The sequence below is a fragment of the Pseudomonas sp. M5 genome, assembly GCF_016907075.1.
Classification (GTDB): Bacteria; Pseudomonadota; Gammaproteobacteria; order Pseudomonadales; family Pseudomonadaceae; genus Aquipseudomonas; species Aquipseudomonas putida_E.
This window is the reverse complement of record NZ_JAFBBH010000001.1, coordinates 2,781,973-2,800,561: the sequence shown is the minus strand read 5'-3', so window position 1 is coordinate 2,800,561 and position 18,589 is coordinate 2,781,973. Positions and strand designations below refer to the sequence as shown.

Genomic DNA, 18,589 nt, shown 5'->3' with positions numbered 1-18,589 from the left:
GGCGTTAAAGGGTCTCGGATCCGGTCAGGCGCAAGACGGTCTTGCGCAGGATAGGGCTGTCGGGCTGGGCCTCGAAGGCCTTGGCCCAGACCTGGCGAGCTTCACGGCGCTTGCCGTTGGCCCACAGAACCTCGCCCAGGTGAGCAGCCACTTCATGGTCGGGGAAGCGCTCCAGGGCCTGGCGCAGGTAACGCTCGGCCTCTTCGAGGTTGCCCAGGCGATAGGCGACCCAGCCCATGCTGTCGAGGATTGCCGGGTCGTCCGGGGTCAGCTGATAGGCCTTTTCGATCAGGGCCTTGGCTTCAGCGTAACGGGTCGTGCGGTCAGCCAAGGTATAGCCCAGGGCGTTCAGCGCCATGGCGTTTTCCGGTTCGCGGGCGATGATAGCGCGCAGGTCTTTTTCCATCTGCGGCAGGTCGTCACGCTTTTCGGCCAGCATGGCGCGGGTGTAAAGCAGGTTGAGGTCGTCCGGGTAGCGCTGAATGGCCTGCTGCAGCACCTGGTTGGCCTGGGCGTCCTTGTTGTTGTTGCTGTAGCTTTCAGACTCGATCAGGTACAGCTGGATGGCGAGTTCCGGCTGCGCCTCGCGCGCCTCGGCGAGCTGGCGTGACGCTTCGGTGCCGCGACCATTGGCGATGAGGATGTCGGACTGACGCAATTGTGCAGGCAGGTAGTCGGGGCCCGGGCCGACCAGTGCGTATTCGCGCAGGGCGCCGGCCGGGTCGTGGCGTTCTTCGGCGATGCGGCCCAGGTTCAGGTGGGCGGCGTCGACGTTGCTGTCGCGCTCGATCAGCTCACGCAGGTAGCTCTCGGCTTCGTCCCAGTCCTTGTTCTCCAGGCACACCAGCGCCAGCGAGTAACGTAGCTCGTCGTCGTCGGGGTATTGCTGGACCAGGCTGATGAACTCGGCCTTGGCATCGGCGATGCGGTCCTGTTCGACCAGGGTGCGCGCATAGGTCAGGCGCAGGCGCTTGTCGTCCGGGTTGTCGCGGATCGCCCCGCGCAGCAGCGGCAGGGCTTCCGGGCCGCGGTCCAGGGCCTGGAGCAGGCGGGCACGAAGCAGGGTCGGGGCTATCTCGCCATTTTGTGCCGGGTGTGATTCAAGCAGTTCGAGGGCTTCTTCGGCCTTGCCGTCCTGATTCAGCAGCAGCGCCTTGCCGAACACCAGCTGGCTGTTGTCGGGGTACTTGACCAGCAGGCGGTCGAAACTCTGCATCAGGCCGTCGCGGGTGCTCTGGTCGGTCTCTGCGGCCGACAGGGCGAGGAAGTCGAAGTGCGTGTCGCCCTGGCCCTGCAGCACCTTCTCCATATAAGTCATGGAGTCGTCATAGCGGCCTGCGCGGGCCAGCTGGATGGCCGCGGCGCGCTGTGCGTCGAGGTTCTGCGGGTCGTTGCGGGCCCAGATCAAAGCGCTATCCAGGGCCGGCTCGTCGGCGCCGAGGTATTCGGCGATGCGGTAGGCACGCTCGGACACGCCCGGGTCTTGGGTTTTCTCGGCCTGGTCGGTGTAGTTGGCCAGGGCGATATCAAACCGGTTGCGCTGGCCGGCCAGCTCGGCCACCAGCAGGCTGTAAAGCGTGTCCTGTTTGAACGACCCATACACCACGGGCTTCTCGGCCTCGGCCTTGCCGGCTTCGGCAACGGGAGGCTCGGCCTTTTGCGGGGCCAGGCTCTGGCAGCCCTGGAGCAGGGCGAAGGCAAGCAGCAGTGCGTAGGGTCTGTTCATATAAAGAGGCTTAGAAGGACTTACCGGCGGTCGGAGCATGATGACACAAGCGCGGGGGCAAACCCACACGCGAAGGTCGCGGTTTACAGTGATGCTCTTGGTATATAGGGACAATAGCGAACGGTGGTTGTTCTAAAACCTGCGAAAGAGGACAATTATCGGCTTCTCGTCACAACCAGCGACCTTGCATGGCCTTTCTTGCACTTGGTATCAACCATAAGACTGCCTCGGTAGACGTACGCGAGCGCGTGGCGTTTACCCCAGAGCAGCTGGTCGACGCCCTGCAGCAGCTCTGCCGACTGACCGCCAGCCGTGAAGCGGCGATCCTGTCTACCTGCAACCGCAGCGAGCTCTATATAGAGCAGGATCAGCTGTCCGCCGAGGCGGTCCTGCAGTGGCTGGCCGATTATCACCGCCTGAGCCTGGATGAACTGCGGGCCAGCGCCTATATCCATGAAGAGCATGATGCCGTCAGGCACATGATGCGCGTGGCCTCGGGCCTCGACTCACTGGTGCTTGGCGAACCGCAGATCCTCGGCCAGATGAAGTCGGCCTATGCCGTGGCGCGCGAGGCTGGCACTGTCGGCCCGCTGCTTGGGCGCCTGTTCCAGGCCACCTTCAGCGCCGCCAAGCAGGTGCGTACCGACACCGCGATCGGCGAGAACCCGGTGTCGGTGGCGTTTGCTGCGGTAAGCCTGGCGCGGCAGATCTTCAGCGACCTGGGCCGCAGCCAGGCGCTGCTGATCGGCGCCGGTGAAACCATCACTCTGGTTGCCCGCCACCTGCATGAGCAGGGCGTGCGCCGTATCGTCGTGGCCAACCGTACACTGGAGCGGGCCAGCCTGCTGGCCGAGCAGTTCGGTGCTCACGCCGTGCTGCTGGCCGATATCCCACAAGAGCTGGCGCACAGCGACATCGTCATCAGCTCCACCGCCAGCCAGTTGCCCATCCTGGGCAAGGGCGCGGTGGAAAGCGCGCTGAAGCAGCGCCGGCACAAGCCGATCTTCATGGTCGACATCGCCGTGCCGCGCGACATCGAGCCGGAGGTAGGGGAGCTCGACGACGTGTACTTGTATACCGTCGATGACCTGCACGAAGTGGTCGCGGAAAACCTAAAGAGCCGCCAGGGCGCAGCCCAGGCGGCCGAAGAGCTGGTCTCGGTGGGCGCCGAAGACTTCATGGTGCGCCTGCGCGAACTGGCCGCGGTCGACGTGTTGCGCGCCTATCGCCAGCAAAGCGAGCGCCTGCGCGACGAAGAACTGCAAAAGGCCCAGCGTCTGCTGGCCAACGGTGGCAACCCCGAGGACGTACTGGCGCAACTGGCCCGGGGGCTGACCAACAAACTCCTGCATGCGCCCAGCGTGCAGCTGAAAAAGCTCTCGGCCGAGGGCCGCCTCGATGCGCTGGCCATGGCCCAGGAACTCTTTGCCCTCAACGAGGGCTCGACGGACAAATCCTTGCAATGAAAGCGTCGCTGCTGAACAAACTGGACACGCTCCAGGACCGCTTCGAGGAACTCACCGCCTTGCTCGGTGATGCCGAAGTCATTTCCGACCAGGCGCGCTTTCGCGCCTATTCTCGCGAATACGCTGAAGTGGAGCCGGTGATCGGCGCCTATAAAGAGTGGCGCAAGGTGCAGGACGACCTCGAAGGCGCCCAGGCGCTGCTCAAGGACGCCGACCCCGATATGCGCGAAATGGCCGTGGAGGAAGTGCGCGAAGCCAAGGAGCAGCTGGTGGTGCTGGAGTCGCAGCTGCAACGCATGCTGTTGCCCAAAGACCCCAATGACGGGCGCAACGTGTTCCTCGAAATTCGCGCCGGCACCGGTGGCGACGAGGCGGCCATCTTCTCGGGCGATCTGTTCCGCATGTATTCGCGCTATGCCGAACGGCGCGGCTGGCGCCTCGAGATTCTTTCCGAGAACGAGGGCGAGCACGGCGGCTATAAAGAGATCATCGCCCGCGTCGAAGGCGACAGCGTTTACGGCAAGCTCAAGTTCGAGTCTGGCGCGCACCGTGTGCAGCGGGTGCCTGAAACCGAATCGCAGGGCCGAATCCACACCTCGGCGTGCACCGTCGCGGTACTGCCCGAGCCGGACGAACAGGTGGCAATCGAGATCAACCCGGCTGATTTGCGCGTGGACACCTACCGCGCATCCGGCGCCGGTGGCCAGCACGTCAACAAGACCGACTCGGCCATCCGCATCACGCACTTGCCTACCGGCATCGTGGTGGAGTGCCAGGAGGAGCGCTCGCAGCACAAGAACCGGGCCCGAGCCATGTCCTGGCTGTCGGCCAAGCTCAATGACATGCAGACCAGCGCCGCGCAGAATGCCATCGCCAGCGAGCGTAAACTGCTGGTAGGTTCGGGCGACCGCTCAGAGCGCATCCGTACCTACAATTATCCACAGGGGCGGGTGACCGATCACCGTATCAACCTGACCCTGTATTCCCTCGACGATATCCTTGCCGGGGGCGTTGACGCGGTGATCGAACCGTTGCTGGCCGAATACCAGGCTGATCAGCTGGCGGCATTGGGGGACTGATGACCATCATTGCCAGCCTGCTGCGCAACGCGCAACTTCCGGATTCGCCCACCGCACGCCTGGACGCCGAACTGCTGCTGGCGGCAGCCATCGGCAAGTCGCGCAGCTACCTGCACACATGGCCTGAACGCATCGTCAGCAGCGAGGATGCGCAGACCTACGCGGGCTACCTGCATCGGCGCCGCGGCGGTGAGCCGGTTGCCTACATTCTGGGCCAACAGGGCTTCTGGAAACTCGACCTGGAAGTGGCACCCCACACGTTGATCCCACGCCCTGATACCGAGCTTCTGGTCGAGACGGCGCTTGAGTTGCAGCCTGCAACGCCCGCCAAGGTGCTCGACCTGGGCACCGGAACCGGCGCGATAGCGCTGGCCTTGGCCAGCGAATGCCCGGCCTGGCAGGTCACGGCGCTGGACCGGGTCGAGGAAGCGGTAGCGCTCGCTGAGCGTAATCGTCAGCGCTTGGGCCTGGGCAACGTCAAGGTGCTCACCAGCCACTGGTTCAGTGCCTTGGACGCTGAACGTTTCGACCTGATCCTCAGCAACCCGCCGTACATCGCTGCCGAAGCCCCGCACCTGGCTGCCGGTGATGTGCGCTTCGAACCCAGCAGTGCACTGGTGGCCGGGGCCGATGGCCTGGACGACCTGCGGCTGATCGTTGGCCAGGCGCCGGCGCATCTGCTGCCCGGTGGCTGGCTGCTGCTCGAACACGGCTACGACCAGGCACCTGCCGTGCGCGCGCTGCTGACCGGGCAAGGCTTCATCGAGGTGGCCAGCCGCAAGGACCTGGGCGGTCATGAACGTATTTCCCTGGGGCGCTTGCCATGCTGACCGATCAGGAATTGTTGCGTTACAGCCGGCAGATTTTGTTGGCACAGGTGGACATCGAAGGCCAGTTGCGCCTCAAGCAGAGCAAGGCGCTGATCATCGGGCTGGGTGGTCTGGGCTCACCGGTGGCGCTCTACCTGGCAGCAGCCGGTGTAGGTGAGCTGCACCTGGCTGATTTCGATACCGTCGACCTGACCAACCTGCAGCGCCAGGTCATCCATGACAGTGGCAGCGTTGGCATGAGCAAGGTGGACTCGGCGCTGCAACGGCTTGAGGCCATCAATCCTGAAATTACCTTGGTCGCCCATCGTCAGGCGCTGGATGAAGACTCCCTGGCCGCTGCAGTGGCGGCCGTCGACCTGGTGCTGGACTGTTCCGACAACTTTGGTACCCGGGAGGCGGTCAACGCAGCTTGCTTCGCCCACGGCAAGCCGCTGGTCAGTGGTGCAGCCATCCGCCTCGAAGGGCAGCTGTCGGTGTTCGATCCTCGGCGCGATTACAGCCCTTGCTACCATTGCCTGTATGGCCATGGCAGCGAAGACGAGCTGACCTGCAGCGAAGCCGGAGTGATTGGCCCGCTGGTTGGGTTGGTCGGCAGCCTGCAGGCGCTGGAAGCCATGAAACTGCTGGCTTGTTTTGGCGAGCCGCTGGTGGGCCGCTTGCTGCTGATCGACGCACTGGGCACGCGCCTGCGTGAACTGCGGGTCAAGCGTGACCCGGCTTGTGCGGTATGTGGCAAACGCGATGGCTGAGCCCTCGGCACCGGTCGGCGTGATGGACTCCGGGGTCGGCGGTTTGTCGGTCCTGGCCGAGATCCAGCGCTTGCTGCCCAGCGAGTCGCTGCTCTATGTGGCCGATTGCGGGCATGTGCCGTATGGCGAGAAAACCCCCGACTACATCCGCCAGCGCTGCCGGCGCATTGCCGAGTTTTTCCAGGCGCAGGGTGCCAAGGCGATGGTGCTGGCCTGTAACACCGCTACCGTGGCAGCAGTTGCCGACCTGCGTGAGCTTTATCCGGACTGGCCGCTGGTAGGCATGGAGCCGGCGGTGAAGCCTGCTGCTGCTGCCACCCGTTCCGGCGTGGTCGGTGTTCTGGCCACTACCGGCACCTTGCAGAGCGCCAAGTTCGCCGCCTTGCTCGACCGCTTCGCCAACGATGTGCGCGTGGTCACCCAGCCTTGCCCTGGGCTGGTCGAGCTGATCGAGACGGGTGACCTTGGCAGCCTGCAATTGCGCCAGCTGTTGCTTGGTTACTTGCAGCCCTTGCTTGCGGCAGGTTGCGATACGCTGATTCTCGGGTGTACCCATTACCCGTTCCTGCGCCCGTTGCTGGCCGGGATGGTGCCCGCCGACGTCGCTATCATCGATACCGGTGCGGCGGTGGCGCGCCAACTGCAACGGTTACTGGCCGCGCGCGAACTACTGGCCGAGGGGCCGGCACGCGAAGCTGCATTCTGGACCAGTGCCGATCCGCGATCTTTGGAAAACATCCTCCCTGTGCTGTGGAACAAGTCGGGCAGTGTGCAAAGTTTTCAGTTGTAAAAAAAACGTGAAAAAAAGCTGAACTATCGTCCCACTCCTGATTTCTATTTTTTGCCTGCCATGAGGCGAACACTTACAACAGCATTGGAAAGAAGGATGTTTCTCATGAGGAAACTGCTCGGCTTGGCGGCGGCTGCCGCCGTCACTTTGGGACAGATCGCGGTAGTGCAAGCTGCCGATGTTTCGTTATCGGTAGGGCAGACGGGTGACTCCACCCAGGTTTACCGCCTGGGCCTTCAGTCCAACTGGGATGCCAGCTGGTGGCAGACGAGCGTCGGTCGGCTGACCGGTTATTGGGATGGGGCTTACACCTATTGGGACGGCGACGAGACGGCGAGCAACCACAGCCTGTCTTTCGCACCGGTATTCGTCTATGAGTTCGCTGGTGAGTCAGTGAAGCCCTACATCGAGGCGGGCATCGGCGTGGCTGCATTTGCCAGCACTGAGCTTGAAAGCAACGAATTGGGTTCGTCGTTCCAGTTCGAAGACCGAATCGGTTTCGGGCTGCGCTTTGCAGGTGGCCATGAGATTGGCGTGCGGGCAATCCACTATTCCAACGCCGGCATCAAGCAGCCCAACGATGGGGTCGAGAGCTACAGCCTGCATTACCGCATGGCACTCTGAGTTTGCCATTGCCACCCATTTCGCGGGGCCGCGAAGTGGGTGGCAATGCTTCCTCATCACTTAGCGTGACAATGGCCACAAGCTACTCAGGTTCGTGACCTCCAGCACAAGCTCCGGCTCGCGCAGTGGCAAGCGTTGCAGCAGCTCCTGCGCGGCGCTCTGCGGTGTCCAGTCTTCAGGAAATGCCATAGCTGAGGTGACCGGTGTCTTCAACGAATGTGGCGCCACCACCGTCAGGTCAATGCCCTGATTTTTCAGCGACTGGCGCGCCTCGCGAAACCACTGCGGTGTGTTGTTCCAGCCTGCTGTGACGCGCGTGGGCGCATACAACTGCAAGGCCGAATAACGGTTGAAGATTGCCATTACCTGCGGCTTTTCGCCTTTCAACAGCAACGGTACAGCCTGGCCCAGGCAGTGCTCGGCCGCCAGCTGGTTACTGCTTACGATCGTCTCGAACACGTCTGTGGCCGATACCGCATCCGGCAGATAATCGGTGGCCCCTGCATTGATGATCAGGCTGTCCAGCGCGCCCCAGGCATGACAAAGCTCAAGGCAGGCGCTGGCCGCCTGGTCTTCGTCATGCAACTGCCATGGCAGGCGCAACAGGCGGCTACCGTGCTGTGCTGCCAAGGTATCGAGCGCCTGGCAATCCTTCCCGCTTGTCGCTACCCGGTGCCCTAGCCCGAGCAATTGCTCCACCAAGGCCAAACCCAGACCACTACCTGCTCCCGTAACCCAGAAAATTCGCGGATGATTCAATACGCGGACCCCTCACCCTACCTGCGCGATAACCCCTTGAAGGCCTCCAGTGCACGCTGGCGGCTACTACTGAGGTCAACTATAGGACGATGGTACGAATTTTCGGCGAAAAGATCCTTGTTTTGCGTAGGCAGATGGATACTTTTTTCATCCAGCCCGCGTAACTCGGGTACCCAGTGGCGAATGAAGTGCCCCTGTGGGTCGAAGCGTTGCGACTGCGAAACAGGGTTGAAAATACGGAAGTAGGGCACCGCGTCTGTGCCTGTGGAGGCGCTCCACTGCCAGCCGCCATTGTTAGCGGCCAGATCACCGTCGATCAGGTGGCGCATGAAGTGCCGTTCGCCCAGGCGCCAGTCGATCAGCAGGTTCTTGCTGAGGAACATGGCGACGATCATGCGCAGGCGATTGTGCATCCATCCGGTGTGCAGCAACTGGCGCATGGCCGCGTCAATGATCGGGAACCCGGTGCGTCCCTGTTCCCAGGCCTCAAGGTCGGCAGGGGCGTCGCGCCAAGGCAGCGATTCGGTGTGTGTGCGGAATGCTCGGTGGCGTGACACCTGTGGATAACCGGTCAGGATATGCTTGTAGAACTCGCGCCAGAGCAATTCGTTGATCCAGGTCTGGGTGCCGGTACTACCGCTGTCGAACTCGCCGCGGTTGCTCGCCAGTGCGGCGTGCAGGCACTGGCGGGGCGAGACTACTCCGGCCGCCAGGTAGGCCGACAGTTGGCTGGTGCCAGGTTTTGCCGGCAGGTCGCGCAGGTGATGGTAGTCCTCGATGGTTTCGTCCACGAAGCGTGCCAGTCGGGCTTGCGCCTCGTCCTCGCCCGCAGGCCAGTATTCGCTCAGGGTGCGCGATGGTTTGTCGAAGCCATCGATGTGCTGGGGAATGGGGTCGCTGGCGATACCCACGGGGGCCTGGCGCTTTACCCGAGGTGCTTGTGACGGCAAGCTTCGGTGCAGGTGCTCCAGGCAGACTTTCTTGAACTGACTGAAGACCTGGAAGTAATCACCACTGCGTGTCAGCACGGTGCCGGGGCGGAACAACAGCTGATCGAGGTAGCTGTGAGCCTGAACGCCGGAGGCTTCCAGTAACGCGCGGGTCGCCTGGTCGCGGCTGTTTTCGTTGATGCCGTACTCATCGTTCCAGTGCACCGCTTCGATGTTGTGCTGGCGGCACACGTCGAGCAGCGTTTGGGCCGCCTGCTCCCAGGTGTCGATCCTGCGGACCAGCAACGGAATATTGAGGCCCTCCAGTGACTGGCGCAGGTCGCGCAGGTTACGCAGCCAGAAGTCGACCTTGCAGGCAGCGTCGTCATGCGCCTGCCACTGGCCTGGGCTGGCAAGCCACAAGGCCACGGTAGGGCCACGTTCACAGGCGGCGCTCAGGGCGGTGTTGTCGTTGACGCGCAGGTCGCTGCGCAGCCAGATCAGTTGCATGGGTATCTACTCTACAGGCGGGCGGTCATTGCCTTGCAGCGTGCGCAATGCCGCCTGCGGGGTATCGAACAGGAAAAGCTCGGGCAGACCGTAGCCGTGCAGTTGAGCTTTGTGGAGGGAAATCGTGGCGCCGCCCAGCAGCTTGGTGCCTGCTATCCCCTGCAGGGTACGCAGCAGGGCCCGGCCATCGATGCGCGGGCCCAGGTGCAGCAGCAGGGCGCGAGGTTGCAGGGCGGTGACGGCACGTTGCAACTCCACTCCGCTCACGGGGTTTTCAAGCACTTCGACAGGGATGCCGCTGCTGCTCAGCAGCCAGGCATATAGCCAAAGGCTGGGGTCGAAGGCGTGATCACTGTCTTCGGCCAGCAACACGGCCGGGCCGTGCAGTGATTGATTGTCGTGATAGACCCGTGCGCCCAGCTTGCTGCGCAGCCAAGTGTGGAAGAACACCTGTTCGAGCCTGGCATTGAAGTAATTGCACCAACGTTGCCCCAGGCTATCGAGCAATGGCAGCAGCAATTTCTCGCACAGGGTGATGGCCGGATACAGCGCCATGGCTTGATTGAGTTGCTGGTCGAGGCTGCGCTGGGACAGGTTGGCGATGGCCTCTATCAACTGTTGCTGGCGGGTTTGCCAGTCGCCTTGGGGAGCGACGCCGGGTGGCTTGTCGAGCAGCTCGCGCACCTGGCCGACCGATGCGCCGCGTTCCAGCCAAGCCAGGATCGCTTCGACGCGTTCGACCTGGTCGCGGCCATACAAGCGGTGGCCTTTGGCTGTACGTTGCGGCTTCAGCAGCCCGTAGCGCCGCTCCCAGGCACGCAGGGTTACCGGATTCACACCGGTGCGGCGTGCCAGTTCACCGATGGGCATGGGCGCTTCAGACTGCATTGCGTAGCCCCAGGCTATCGGGGTGCGGCTGTAAGTAGGTCTGTTGCTGCAGGTAGGGGTCAGGGTGCTTGCGCAAATGGTGTTTGAGCAAGGTCAGCGGAACTACCAGCGGTACGACCCCTTGCTGGTACTGGTCGATGATGTGTTGCAGCTCGGCCTTGTCCTGCTGCGTCAGCGCGTCCTTGAAGTAGCCACTGAGGTGCTGCAGTACGTTGCCATGGGTGCCGCGGCTGGCGCAGCGACGCAGCGCCTGCATCAACTGGCTGAAATAGCGGGGCCCGATCACCTGAGGGTCATCGTCCCGGCTCATGCTGCCAAGCAGGCGCCCAAGCTGTCGGTAAGCCTGCGGGTTGTTGGCCATGAGCAGGTACTTGTAGCGTGAATGGAAGCGCACCAGTGCGCCACGGCTCAGACCCTCGGCCAGCAGGCGCTGCCAGTCCGCGTAGGCGTAGACGCGGCTGATGAAGTTCTCGCGCAATACCGGGTCGTGCAGGCGCCCCTCTTCCTCGACCGGCAGGTCCGGGCGACGGGCACAGAAAGCCGCTGCGTAGGCACCTCTGCCGCCCTGTACTGCCGGGTGACCGTTATCCTGGTAGACCTTGACCCGCTCCAGCCCGCAGGACGGCGACTTCTGCATGAAAATGTAGCCACAGATATCGTCAAGCTCGGCGGCCATCTGTTCGCCGTAACTGGCGAGCGGGCCGGTGACGTCCATGCCAGGGTTGCGTGTCCCGACCACGGCCGGGTGTTCGGGGTCACCGACCAGCCGGATCGGGTCGCGGGGCACCCCAAGGCCGATGGCGACTTCGGGGCAGACCGGTAGCCAGTCGAAGTGTTCTTCCAGCTGGGTGCGGCACAGATCGGACGACTTGTGCCCGCCGTTGTAGCGCACACTGTGGCCTGTCAGGCATGAGCTGATGGCAATGCGGGGCTTACTGTGGGCGGATGGATCGTGCATGGCTGTCTCCGAAAACTTGTACATTGATTCGCGCGTGTACAAGGTTATTCCAGCACAGCCACAAACTTATGCAAACTAGTATTTTTGTATAGTTTTGCAGTTTTGTTTAGTCGAGATGCTCCAGCAGGCGTCGTGCCGCCTCCTGACCGCTGAGCCAGGCGCCTTCCACGCGGCCCGACAGGCACCAGTCGCCACAGGCATAGAGCCCTTGGTCGGCATCGGCCAGCGCGCCCCATTCGTGACTGCCGGCCGGCCGTGCATACAACCAGCGATGTGCCACGGAGAAGGACGCTGCAGGCACCACGCAGCCGACCAATTCGGCGAACTCTCCCCACAGCTGCTCGATCACTTCTTCCTTGGCCAGGTCGATATGCTGCTTGCTCCACGTGGAAGTGGCATGCAGTACCCAGGTATCGAGCTGCTCATCGCGGCCTGGCTTGCTGCGGTTGCGTGCCAACCAGTCGAGCGGGTTGTCCTGCACGAAGCAGCCCTGCATCGGTGTGTCCAGCGGTGTCTGAAAGGCCAGGGCAACGGCCCATGTAGGCTCCATCACCACGCCCGCTGCCACGGCGGCAAGTTTTGGGGTGGCCGCCAGTAGCGGCGTGGCCTGGGGCGCGGGGACGGCGATCACAACGCGGCTGAATGGGCCATGGCTGCAGCCTTCGGTATCCTGAAGGTGCCAGTACTGCTTGCCGCGAAACACTTCGGCAATGCGGCAGCCGAAGTTCACCGTGACGTCCTTGAGCATGCCGCGGGTGATCGCACTCATGCGCGGCACGCCGACCCAGCGCGTCTGCTCGTCGGGCGAGGGCGTCAGTTCGCCGTCACGGTAGTTGTACAACTGCGGCTTCCACTGTTCGGCCCAGCCGGCGGCTACCCATTGCTGCACCTGTTCGACGAAGCGACGGTCGCGCGCAGTGAAGTATTGGGCACCCAGATCGAGCGCACCGGCCTCGCTGCGTTTGCTGGCCATGCGCCCGCCACTGCCGTGGCCTTTGTCGAACAGGTGAACGGACTGCCCGGCCTTTTGCAGGGCCTGGGCAGCGGAAAGGCCGGCGATACCGGCACCGATGATGGCAATAGGTACTGTCATGATGGCCTCTTCGAACCGTGCTGTAAGCAGACTACGCTGTCAGGCAAACCTGTACAATACTTAAAATTTGTATAAGGTTATTCCGCTTCATAGGGCAGGTTGGCCTATGTTTATCTGAGAGCGTTGGGTTAAAAAAGTGCCTTGTTGTAAAAATAGACCATCGCCGCACTCTGTGAGGACACAGCCATGCATATATTGCTGACAGGCGGCACTGGCTTGATCGGCCAGCATCTTTGCCCGTTCTGGCTCGCCCAGGGTCATCGCCTGACCGTGTGGAGCCGGCGCCCTGATCAGGTTGCGCGCCTCTGTGGCAGCGGAGTGCGCGGGATTGCCCAACTGGAGGAACTGGCCGCTGACGAGCAGGTGGACGCCGTGATCAACCTGGCTGGCGCGCCGATTGCCGACCGGCCCTGGACCGCCGCCCGGCGCAATGTGCTTTGGGCCAGCCGTATCAGCCTTACCGAGCAATTGCTGGGCTGGCTCGGTACCCGTGAGCAACGTCCCGAAGTGCTGATTTCGGGTTCTGCGGTGGGCTGGTATGGCGACGGCGGTGAGCGTGAATTGACCGAGGCATCGCCGCCGGTGCGCGAGGATTTCGCCAGCCAGCTGTGCATTGCCTGGGAGGAAACAGCGCAACGTGCGCAGGCCCTTGGGCTGCGCGTGGTGTTGGTGCGCACGGGGCTGGTGCTGGCCAGCGATGGCGGTTTCCTGTCGCGCCTGCGTCTGCCGTTCAAGCTGGGGCTGGGCGGCCCGTTGGGCAATGGGCGGCAATGGATGCCTTGGGTGCATATAGACGACCAGGTCGCCCTGATAGATTTTCTCTTGCGGCACAAGGACGCCAGCGGTCCTTATAATGCCTGCGCGCCAGAGCCTGTGCGTAACCGCGAATTCGCCCGGCGCCTGGGCCGGGCGCTGCACCGGCCGGCGCTGCTGCCGGTGCCTGGCCTGCTGCTGAAGGCGGGCCTCGGAGAGCTGTCGACGTTGTTGCTTGGTGGGCAGCGGGCACGCCCTGTGCGTTTGCTGGCCGCGGGCTTCACGTTCCGTTACAACGATCTGCAATCGGCCCTGGACAACCTGTCCAGGCGCCTCTGACATAGGACGCTGCATGACCGATCACGCTCTGTTGCTGGTCAACCTGGGTTCTCCGGCTTCCACCTCGGTAGCCGATGTACGCCGCTACCTCAACCAGTTCCTGATGGACCCTTACGTGGTCGACCTGCCATGGCCGGTGCGGCGCTTGCTGGTGTCGCTGATCCTGATCAAGCGCCCAGAGCAGTCTGCCCATGCCTATGCCTCGATCTGGTGGGACGAAGGCTCACCCTTGGTGGTGTTGACGCGTCGCCTGCAGGCCGCGATGGTCGAGCACTGGCCCCATGGTCCGGTGGAAATCGCCATGCGCTATGGCGAGCCAGCACTGGCGCAGGTGCTTGAGCGCCTCGCCGCTCAAGGTGTGCGCAAGGTGACACTGGCGCCGCTTTATCCACAATTCGCTGACAGCACGGTGACTACGGTAGTGGCACTGGCCAACCAGACTGTCGCCGAACGCGCCTTGCCTTTGCAGTTGCGTGTGCTGCAACCGTTCTACGACCACCCTGAATACATCGATGCCCTGGTGGCCAGTGCACGGCCCTATCTTGAGCAGGACTACGACCACCTGTTGTTGAGCTTCCATGGCTTGCCCGAGCGGCACCTGAAGAAGCTCATGCCTGGTAGCAAGCATGATTTGCGGGCAGCGGACTGCTGCAAGGACGCCAGTGCCGAAGTGCGGGCGGTGTGCTACCGGGGGCAGTGCCTGGCGTCGGCCAAGGCCTTCGCCACCAGGATGGGCATCCCGGACGGCAAGTGGTCTGTCTCGTTCCAGTCGCGGTTAGGCCGAGACAAGTGGATCGAACCCTATACCGAGACGCGTCTGGATGAACTGGCCAAGGCCGGGGCGAAGAAGCTGCTGGTGATGTGCCCGGCATTCGTGGCCGATTGCATCGAGACGCTGGAGGAAATTGGCGATCGCGGCAAGGAGCAGTTCATCGAGGCAGGGGGCGAAGAGTTGGTGCTGGTGCCGTGCCTGAATGATCACCCGGAGTGGGTGAGGGTGCTGGCGCGGATGTGTGAAAAGGCTTGAATTGAAGGGGCCGCTTTGCGGCCCTTTCGCGACGCAAGGCCGCTCCTACAGGTCCAGCTTCTCTTTTTTCCAGCCATCGTTGCCCGGCAGGATCAGGTTCAGGGCAATGGCCACGATAGCGCACAGGGCGATGCCCTTCAGGCCCCAATCATCAGGGCCGTCGCCGCTGCCGATCAGCACGCCGCCGATACCGAACACCAGGGTCACCGACACGATCACCAGGTTGCGAGCTTCGCCCAGGTCGATCTTGTGGCGGATCATGGTGTTCATGCCCACCGCCGCGATCGAACCGAACAGCAGGCAGAGGATGCCGCCCATCACCGGCACCGGGATGCTCTGCAGCAACGCACCGAACTTGCCGATGAAGGCCAGGGTGATGGCAAAGACCGCCGCCCAGGTCATGATCTTCGGGTTGTAGTTCTTGGTCAGCATCACGGCGCCGGTCACTTCGGCATACGTGGTATTGGGCGGGCCGCCGAACAGGCCGGCTGCCGTGGTGGCCAGGCCATCACCCAGCAGGGTGCGGTGCAGGCCAGGCTTCTTTAGGTAGTCGCGGCCGGTCACGCTGCCGACTGCGATCACCCCGCCGATATGTTCGATCGCCGGGGCCAGGGCGACCGGTACGATGAACAGGATGGCCTGCCAGTTGAACGCTGGTGCGGTGAAATTAGGGATCTCAAGCCAAGGCGCGGCGGCAATCTTGGCGGTATCGACCACGCCAAAGGCGAACGCCAGGGCAAACCCTACCAGCACCCCGGAAATGATCGGCACCAGGCGGAAGATGCCTTTGCCAAATACCGCGACGATCAGGGTGGTGAGCAACGCCGGCATGGAAATCAGCATGGCGGTCTTGTACGGCATCAGTACCGCGCCGTCACCGCCCTTGCCCATGGCCATGTTGGCCGCGATCGGTGCCATGGCCAGGCCGATGGAGATGATCACCGGCCCGATCACCACGGGTGGCAGCATGCGGTCGATGAAGCCGGTGCCTTTGATCTTCACCATCAGGCCCATGAAGGTGTACACGAAGCCTGCGGCCATCACGCCGCCCATGGTCTCGGCCAGGCCGAACTGGCCTTTGGCGAGGATGATCGGAGTAATGAAGGCAAAGCTCGAGGCCAGGAATACCGGGACCTGACGGCCGGTGACCAGCTGGAACAGCAGGGTGCCGATACCCGCGGTGAACAGCGCGACGTTAGGGTCCAGGCCGGTGATCAGCGGCATCAGCACCAGCGCGCCAAATGCCACGAAGAGCATCTGCGCGCCCGAAACGACCTGGCGCCATAGCGGGTCGTTGAAGCCGTCCTGCATGGTCAGGCGTCCTTCTGCTTGGTGCCGAAGATCTTGTCACCGGCGTCGCCCAGGCCCGGAACGATATAGCCGTGTTCGTTGAGGCGCTGGTCGATCGAGGCGGTGTAGATCTGGACGTCCGGGTGGGCTTTCTCCACCACTTCGATGCCTTCAGGCGCTGCAACCAGCACCATGGCGCGGATTTCCTTGCAGCCTGCCTTCTTCAGCAGGTCGATGGTGGCGACCATCGAGCCGCCGGTGGCAAGCATCGGGTCGATGATCAGCGCCAGGCGCTGGTTGATGTCCGGGGCGAGCTTTTCCAGGTAGGTGTGTGCTTCGAGGGTCTCCTCGTTGCGTGCGACACCCACGGCACTGACCTTCGCGCCCGGGATCAGGCTGAGCACGCCGTCAAGCATGCCGATGCCGGCGCGCAGGATCGGTACCACGGTGATCTTCTTGCCAGCGATTTTTTCAACTTGCACCTTGCCACACCAGCCATCGATCTCGTAGGTTTCCAGTGGCAGGTCCTGGGTGGCTTCGTAGGTCAGTAGCGCGCCGACTTCCTGGGCGAGTTCGCGAAAGTTCTTGGTGCTGATGTCGGCACGGCGCATGAGGCCGAGCTTGTGGCGGATCAGCGGGTGGCGGATCTCACGAGTGGGCATAGGGGGGCTCCGAAAGGCGGGCAAAAAAACCGCGCTAGATTAATCTATTCAGCCTTTGCTGTCGTGCAGTCCTTTTGCACGTTAGTCCATAAATGCTTGATCTGTGACGAGCGGATGCGTACCTTTGCCCGCTTTTCCAAAATCCCCCCTGGAGAGCGCAATGTCCGCTGATCTCGAGCACATCCGTCAAGTCATGCGCGAGGCAGACTGCCTTTACAACGAAGCCGAAGTCGAAGCGGCCATTGCCAAGGTTGGCGAGCAGATCTGCAAGGACCTGCACGACAAGAACCCGGTGGTGTTCTGTGTGATGAACGGCGGTCTGATCTTCGCTGGCAAGCTGCTGACCCACCTGCAGTTCCCGCTGGAGGCCTCGTACCTGCATGCCACGCGCTACCGCAACCAGACAAGTGGCGGTGAGCTGTTCTGGAAGGCCAAGCCTGAAGTGTCGTTCATCGACCGCGACGTGCTGATCGTCGACGATATCCTCGACGAGGGTCACACCCTCAGCGCCATCATCGAGTTCTGCAAACATGCCGGCGCCCGCTCGGTGCATACTGCGGTGCTGATCGACAAAGACCATGACCGCAAGGCCAGCCCGGACCTCAAGGCCAGCTACGTCGGCCTGCCTTGCATCGATCGCTATATCTTTGGTTACGGCATGGACTATAAGGGTTACTGGCGTAACGCGAACGGCATCTTCGCCGTCAAGGGACTTTGATCATGAGCCAGCCTGCTTTCATCGACCAAGCGTTGTTTGCCGGGCTGGCGCAGAAAGCCGCCGACGCACCGCGTGGTCGCTACCATCACAATTTCCATGAGATGCAAGACCCCTGTCACCGTTTGGCAGTGGGCTTGCAGCCGTCCACCTATATTGCGCCTCACCGGCACCTGAGCGAGGACAAGGCCGAGACTTTGTTGGCGCTCAAAGGCCGCTTGGGGCTGCTCATGTTCGATGAGCAGGGCGCAGTGATCGACAAGCGCGTCCTTGAAGCCGGTGGCGAGTGCCTTGGCGTGGACCTGCGCCCCGGCCTCTTCCATTCCCTGGTGGTGCTCGAGGCAGACAGCATTCTGTTCGAATGCAAAGCCGGCCCGTACCGGCAGTTGGCCGACGGCGAGCATGCCCCTTGGGCGCCGCGTGAAGGCGAAGAGGGTGTTGCCCGGTATCATGCCTGGATGCTCGCGCAGTTCGATTGACAGCCCCCGTTGTGCAGCATGCTAGAGTGCTCCTTCATGCCAAGGAGCCTTACATGCGAGCGATCGTTCCCCTGTTGCTGGCAGTCAGCCTGCCTCTTGCCGCCGCACCGCTGCACAGCCAGTTTCTCCCGCCCGATGACCAGGCTCTGCGCCAGGAAGCGCCGACAGGCCAGCAACTGTTGCAGGTAACCGACTACTCGGTAGTGGTTGGGGCGCAGCGCCCATCTGATCAACAGCCAATTCCGATCACCGCCTCCTTGCAGATGCGCCTCAAAGGCAAGCCGTTGAGTAAAGGTGCGACGATCAGCCAGGTGTTGCTCACCTTCGATGGCGAGGCGGGCAAGAGCCTGAAAAAGCCTGTGTATGACGACAAGACCCGCACGTTGAGCCTGAACTACCCGGTCAGCGACTACCGCGTGATCATGGACCTGCTGCGCAACGAGACGCTGTATGTGCAGTTTCTGACCTACTCCAACGGCCATGTCTGGGCCGACTTGCACACAGGTACCGTACGTACGCGTTGAGGCGTGCCGCGTGTGGGGGGTAAACTGCCGGCCTTCGAAATTCGTGATGGTCCAGTTGGAGCCGGCAATGCGCAAAGACAAGAAGCAGGTGATTGGTGACGAAATCAGCGACGACTACATCAAGTCGTTTCTCCAGTTTGAGCCTGCAGATGGTGTGACTTCGCCTTCTCAGCACAAGCTGATCAAGGCTTACCGCGGCCTGCGTGTCGACGATTTCGAGCGCTTCGTAGGGTTCTTCGTCGAAGCCGGGCTGGACCTGGACGGCAAAGACGAACAGGGCAAGACCTTCGTCGAAGTGATCGCCGACCAGCGCAATGCGGCTGAATACATCGAGATCATCGATAAAGCCCGGGCCTGATAGATCCCCGCCAGAAAAAACGCGCTAGGGGCATTGCCAGT

At 62.6% G+C, this 18,589-nt stretch carries 20 protein-coding genes; 12 read left to right on the top strand and 8 right to left on the bottom strand.

Going from position 1 to position 18,589, the window contains the following annotated elements; translation table 11 throughout:
• Positions 1 to 4: 4 nt before the first annotated feature.
• Entirely contained in the window at positions 5 to 1,726 is a 1,722-nt protein-coding gene (locus tag JOE27_RS12765; RefSeq protein WP_204918884.1) for a tetratricopeptide repeat protein, read from the bottom strand.
• Positions 1,727 to 1,914: 188 nt separating this feature from the next.
• Between JOE27_RS12765 and hemA the strand changes: the two genes are divergently transcribed.
• The 6 genes from hemA to JOE27_RS12735 all read left to right on the top strand — a co-directional run bounded on the left by hemA (position 1,915) and on the right by JOE27_RS12735 (position 7,264).
• Positions 1,915 to 3,192 carry a glutamyl-tRNA reductase gene (hemA, locus tag JOE27_RS12760; protein WP_012316263.1) on the top strand — a complete coding sequence of 426 codons (1,278 nt, stop codon included), beginning with the start codon at positions 1,915 to 1,917 and terminating at the stop codon, positions 3,190 to 3,192.
• Positions 3,189 to 4,271 (top strand): peptide chain release factor 1, encoded by a 1,083-nt coding sequence (prfA, locus tag JOE27_RS12755; RefSeq protein WP_115273862.1) that lies wholly within the window; start codon positions 3,189 to 3,191, stop codon positions 4,269 to 4,271. The genes hemA and prfA overlap by 4 nt, the downstream gene beginning before the upstream one ends.
• Entirely contained in the window at positions 4,271 to 5,101 is an 831-nt protein-coding gene (gene prmC, locus JOE27_RS12750; protein ID WP_204918881.1) for a peptide chain release factor N(5)-glutamine methyltransferase, read from the top strand. The genes prfA and prmC overlap by 1 nt, the downstream gene beginning before the upstream one ends.
• Positions 5,095 to 5,850 carry a molybdopterin-synthase adenylyltransferase MoeB gene (locus JOE27_RS12745; RefSeq protein ID WP_012316260.1) on the top strand — a complete coding sequence of 252 codons (756 nt, stop codon included), beginning with the start codon at positions 5,095 to 5,097 and terminating at the stop codon, positions 5,848 to 5,850. The genes prmC and JOE27_RS12745 overlap by 7 nt, the downstream gene beginning before the upstream one ends.
• A complete protein-coding gene (gene murI, locus JOE27_RS12740) occupies positions 5,843 to 6,640 on the top strand; it encodes a glutamate racemase (protein WP_174141589.1) in 798 nt (265 codons plus the stop codon). Before JOE27_RS12745 ends, murI begins: the two co-directional genes overlap by 8 nt.
• Positions 6,641 to 6,745: 105 nt before the next feature.
• Entirely contained in the window at positions 6,746 to 7,264 is a 519-nt protein-coding gene (locus JOE27_RS12735) for an acyloxyacyl hydrolase (RefSeq protein WP_012316258.1), read from the top strand.
• A 60-nt stretch (positions 7,265 to 7,324) separates the two neighbouring features.
• Here JOE27_RS12735 and JOE27_RS12730 read toward each other — a convergent pair whose 3' ends face one another.
• The 5 genes from JOE27_RS12730 to JOE27_RS12710 all read right to left on the bottom strand — a co-directional run bounded on the left by JOE27_RS12730 (position 7,325) and on the right by JOE27_RS12710 (position 12,401).
• The gene (locus tag JOE27_RS12730; protein ID WP_115273865.1) at positions 7,325 to 8,023 is read right to left on the bottom strand and encodes an SDR family NAD(P)-dependent oxidoreductase; all 699 of its coding nucleotides are present in this window, start codon (positions 8,021 to 8,023) and stop codon (positions 7,325 to 7,327) included.
• A gap of 17 nt (positions 8,024 to 8,040) precedes the next feature.
• A complete protein-coding gene (gene phrB / locus JOE27_RS12725) occupies positions 8,041 to 9,462 on the bottom strand; it encodes a deoxyribodipyrimidine photo-lyase (RefSeq protein ID WP_115273866.1) in 1,422 nt (473 codons plus the stop codon).
• Between the two features lie 6 nt (positions 9,463 to 9,468).
• Positions 9,469 to 10,350, bottom strand: coding sequence for a MerR family transcriptional regulator (locus JOE27_RS12720; protein ID WP_204918879.1), 882 nt, complete (start codon positions 10,348 to 10,350; stop codon positions 9,469 to 9,471).
• Positions 10,340 to 11,308: a DUF523 and DUF1722 domain-containing protein gene (locus JOE27_RS12715; protein ID WP_115275490.1), complete on the bottom strand. Its 969-nt coding sequence runs from the start codon at positions 11,306 to 11,308 to the stop codon at positions 10,340 to 10,342. The genes JOE27_RS12720 and JOE27_RS12715 overlap by 11 nt, the downstream gene beginning before the upstream one ends.
• 106 nt (positions 11,309 to 11,414) lie before the next feature.
• Positions 11,415 to 12,401 (bottom strand): NAD(P)/FAD-dependent oxidoreductase, encoded by a 987-nt coding sequence (locus tag JOE27_RS12710; protein ID WP_115273868.1) that lies wholly within the window; start codon positions 12,399 to 12,401, stop codon positions 11,415 to 11,417.
• 186 nt (positions 12,402 to 12,587) lie between these two features.
• On the opposite strand from JOE27_RS12710, the gene JOE27_RS12705 reads away from it, so the two are divergent.
• Together JOE27_RS12705 and hemH are read left to right on the top strand one after the other, a co-directional pair.
• On the top strand, positions 12,588 to 13,493 hold the full coding sequence (locus tag JOE27_RS12705) for a TIGR01777 family oxidoreductase (protein WP_046784554.1): 906 nt from the start codon (positions 12,588 to 12,590) through the stop codon (positions 13,491 to 13,493).
• Positions 13,494 to 13,506: 13 nt separating this feature from the next.
• Positions 13,507 to 14,520 (top strand): ferrochelatase, encoded by a 1,014-nt coding sequence (hemH, locus tag JOE27_RS12700; RefSeq protein WP_046784553.1) that lies wholly within the window; start codon positions 13,507 to 13,509, stop codon positions 14,518 to 14,520.
• Positions 14,521 to 14,565: 45 nt separating this feature from the next.
• Here hemH and JOE27_RS12695 read toward each other — a convergent pair whose 3' ends face one another.
• Complete coding sequence (locus tag JOE27_RS12695) at positions 14,566 to 15,831, bottom strand: uracil-xanthine permease family protein (RefSeq protein WP_115273869.1); 1,266 nt, start codon at positions 15,829 to 15,831, stop codon at positions 14,566 to 14,568.
• A 2-nt stretch (positions 15,832 to 15,833) separates the two neighbouring features.
• Positions 15,834 to 16,472 (bottom strand): uracil phosphoribosyltransferase, encoded by a 639-nt coding sequence (upp, locus tag JOE27_RS12690; protein WP_011532223.1) that lies wholly within the window; start codon positions 16,470 to 16,472, stop codon positions 15,834 to 15,836.
• Between the two features lie 160 nt (positions 16,473 to 16,632).
• Between upp and JOE27_RS12685 the strand changes: the two genes are divergently transcribed.
• The 4 genes from JOE27_RS12685 to JOE27_RS12670 all read left to right on the top strand — a co-directional run bounded on the left by JOE27_RS12685 (position 16,633) and on the right by JOE27_RS12670 (position 18,548).
• Positions 16,633 to 17,190, top strand: a complete 558-nt coding sequence (locus JOE27_RS12685; protein WP_012316248.1) for a hypoxanthine-guanine phosphoribosyltransferase — start codon at positions 16,633 to 16,635, stop codon at positions 17,188 to 17,190.
• 2 nt (positions 17,191 to 17,192) lie between these two features.
• Positions 17,193 to 17,666, top strand: a complete 474-nt coding sequence (locus tag JOE27_RS12680; protein ID WP_046784551.1) for a WbuC family cupin fold metalloprotein — start codon at positions 17,193 to 17,195, stop codon at positions 17,664 to 17,666.
• Positions 17,667 to 17,719: 53 nt separating this feature from the next.
• Positions 17,720 to 18,190: a hypothetical protein gene (locus JOE27_RS12675; protein WP_046784550.1), complete on the top strand. Its 471-nt coding sequence runs from the start codon at positions 17,720 to 17,722 to the stop codon at positions 18,188 to 18,190.
• Between the two features lie 67 nt (positions 18,191 to 18,257).
• Positions 18,258 to 18,548, top strand: coding sequence for a PA4642 family protein (locus tag JOE27_RS12670; RefSeq protein WP_046784549.1), 291 nt, complete (start codon positions 18,258 to 18,260; stop codon positions 18,546 to 18,548).
• The last annotated feature ends 41 nt before the right edge of the window (positions 18,549 to 18,589 follow it).

Bases quoted from the DNA above. Each gene is read 5' to 3' on its own strand.
- JOE27_RS12715 (WP_115275490.1), bottom strand. From the start codon at position 11,308: ATGCACGATCCATCCGCCCACAGTAAGCCCCGCATTGCCATCAGCTCA.
- JOE27_RS12685 (WP_012316248.1), top strand. From the start codon at position 16,633: ATGTCCGCTGATCTCGAGCACATCCGTCAAGTCATGCGCGAGGCAGAC.
- hemA (WP_012316263.1), top strand. From the start codon at position 1,915: ATGGCCTTTCTTGCACTTGGTATCAACCATAAGACTGCCTCGGTAGAC.
- JOE27_RS12710 (WP_115273868.1), bottom strand. From the start codon at position 12,401: ATGACAGTACCTATTGCCATCATCGGTGCCGGTATCGCCGGCCTTTCC.
- JOE27_RS12695 (WP_115273869.1), bottom strand. From the start codon at position 15,831: ATGCAGGACGGCTTCAACGACCCGCTATGGCGCCAGGTCGTTTCGGGC.
- prmC (WP_204918881.1), top strand. From the start codon at position 4,271: ATGACCATCATTGCCAGCCTGCTGCGCAACGCGCAACTTCCGGATTCG.
- upp (WP_011532223.1), bottom strand. From the start codon at position 16,472: ATGCCCACTCGTGAGATCCGCCACCCGCTGATCCGCCACAAGCTCGGC.
- hemH (WP_046784553.1), top strand. From the start codon at position 13,507: ATGACCGATCACGCTCTGTTGCTGGTCAACCTGGGTTCTCCGGCTTCC.
- JOE27_RS12680 (WP_046784551.1), top strand. From the start codon at position 17,193: ATGAGCCAGCCTGCTTTCATCGACCAAGCGTTGTTTGCCGGGCTGGCG.
- JOE27_RS12735 (WP_012316258.1), top strand. From the start codon at position 6,746: ATGAGGAAACTGCTCGGCTTGGCGGCGGCTGCCGCCGTCACTTTGGGA.
- JOE27_RS12720 (WP_204918879.1), bottom strand. From the start codon at position 10,350: ATGCAGTCTGAAGCGCCCATGCCCATCGGTGAACTGGCACGCCGCACC.
- prfA (WP_115273862.1), top strand. From the start codon at position 3,189: ATGAAAGCGTCGCTGCTGAACAAACTGGACACGCTCCAGGACCGCTTC.
- phrB (WP_115273866.1), bottom strand. From the start codon at position 9,462: ATGCAACTGATCTGGCTGCGCAGCGACCTGCGCGTCAACGACAACACC.
- JOE27_RS12675 (WP_046784550.1), top strand. From the start codon at position 17,720: ATGCGAGCGATCGTTCCCCTGTTGCTGGCAGTCAGCCTGCCTCTTGCC.
- JOE27_RS12745 (WP_012316260.1), top strand. From the start codon at position 5,095: ATGCTGACCGATCAGGAATTGTTGCGTTACAGCCGGCAGATTTTGTTG.
- JOE27_RS12705 (WP_046784554.1), top strand. From the start codon at position 12,588: ATGCATATATTGCTGACAGGCGGCACTGGCTTGATCGGCCAGCATCTT.
- murI (WP_174141589.1), top strand. From the start codon at position 5,843: ATGGCTGAGCCCTCGGCACCGGTCGGCGTGATGGACTCCGGGGTCGGC.
- JOE27_RS12765 (WP_204918884.1), bottom strand. From the start codon at position 1,726: ATGAACAGACCCTACGCACTGCTGCTTGCCTTCGCCCTGCTCCAGGGC.
- JOE27_RS12670 (WP_046784549.1), top strand. From the start codon at position 18,258: ATGCGCAAAGACAAGAAGCAGGTGATTGGTGACGAAATCAGCGACGAC.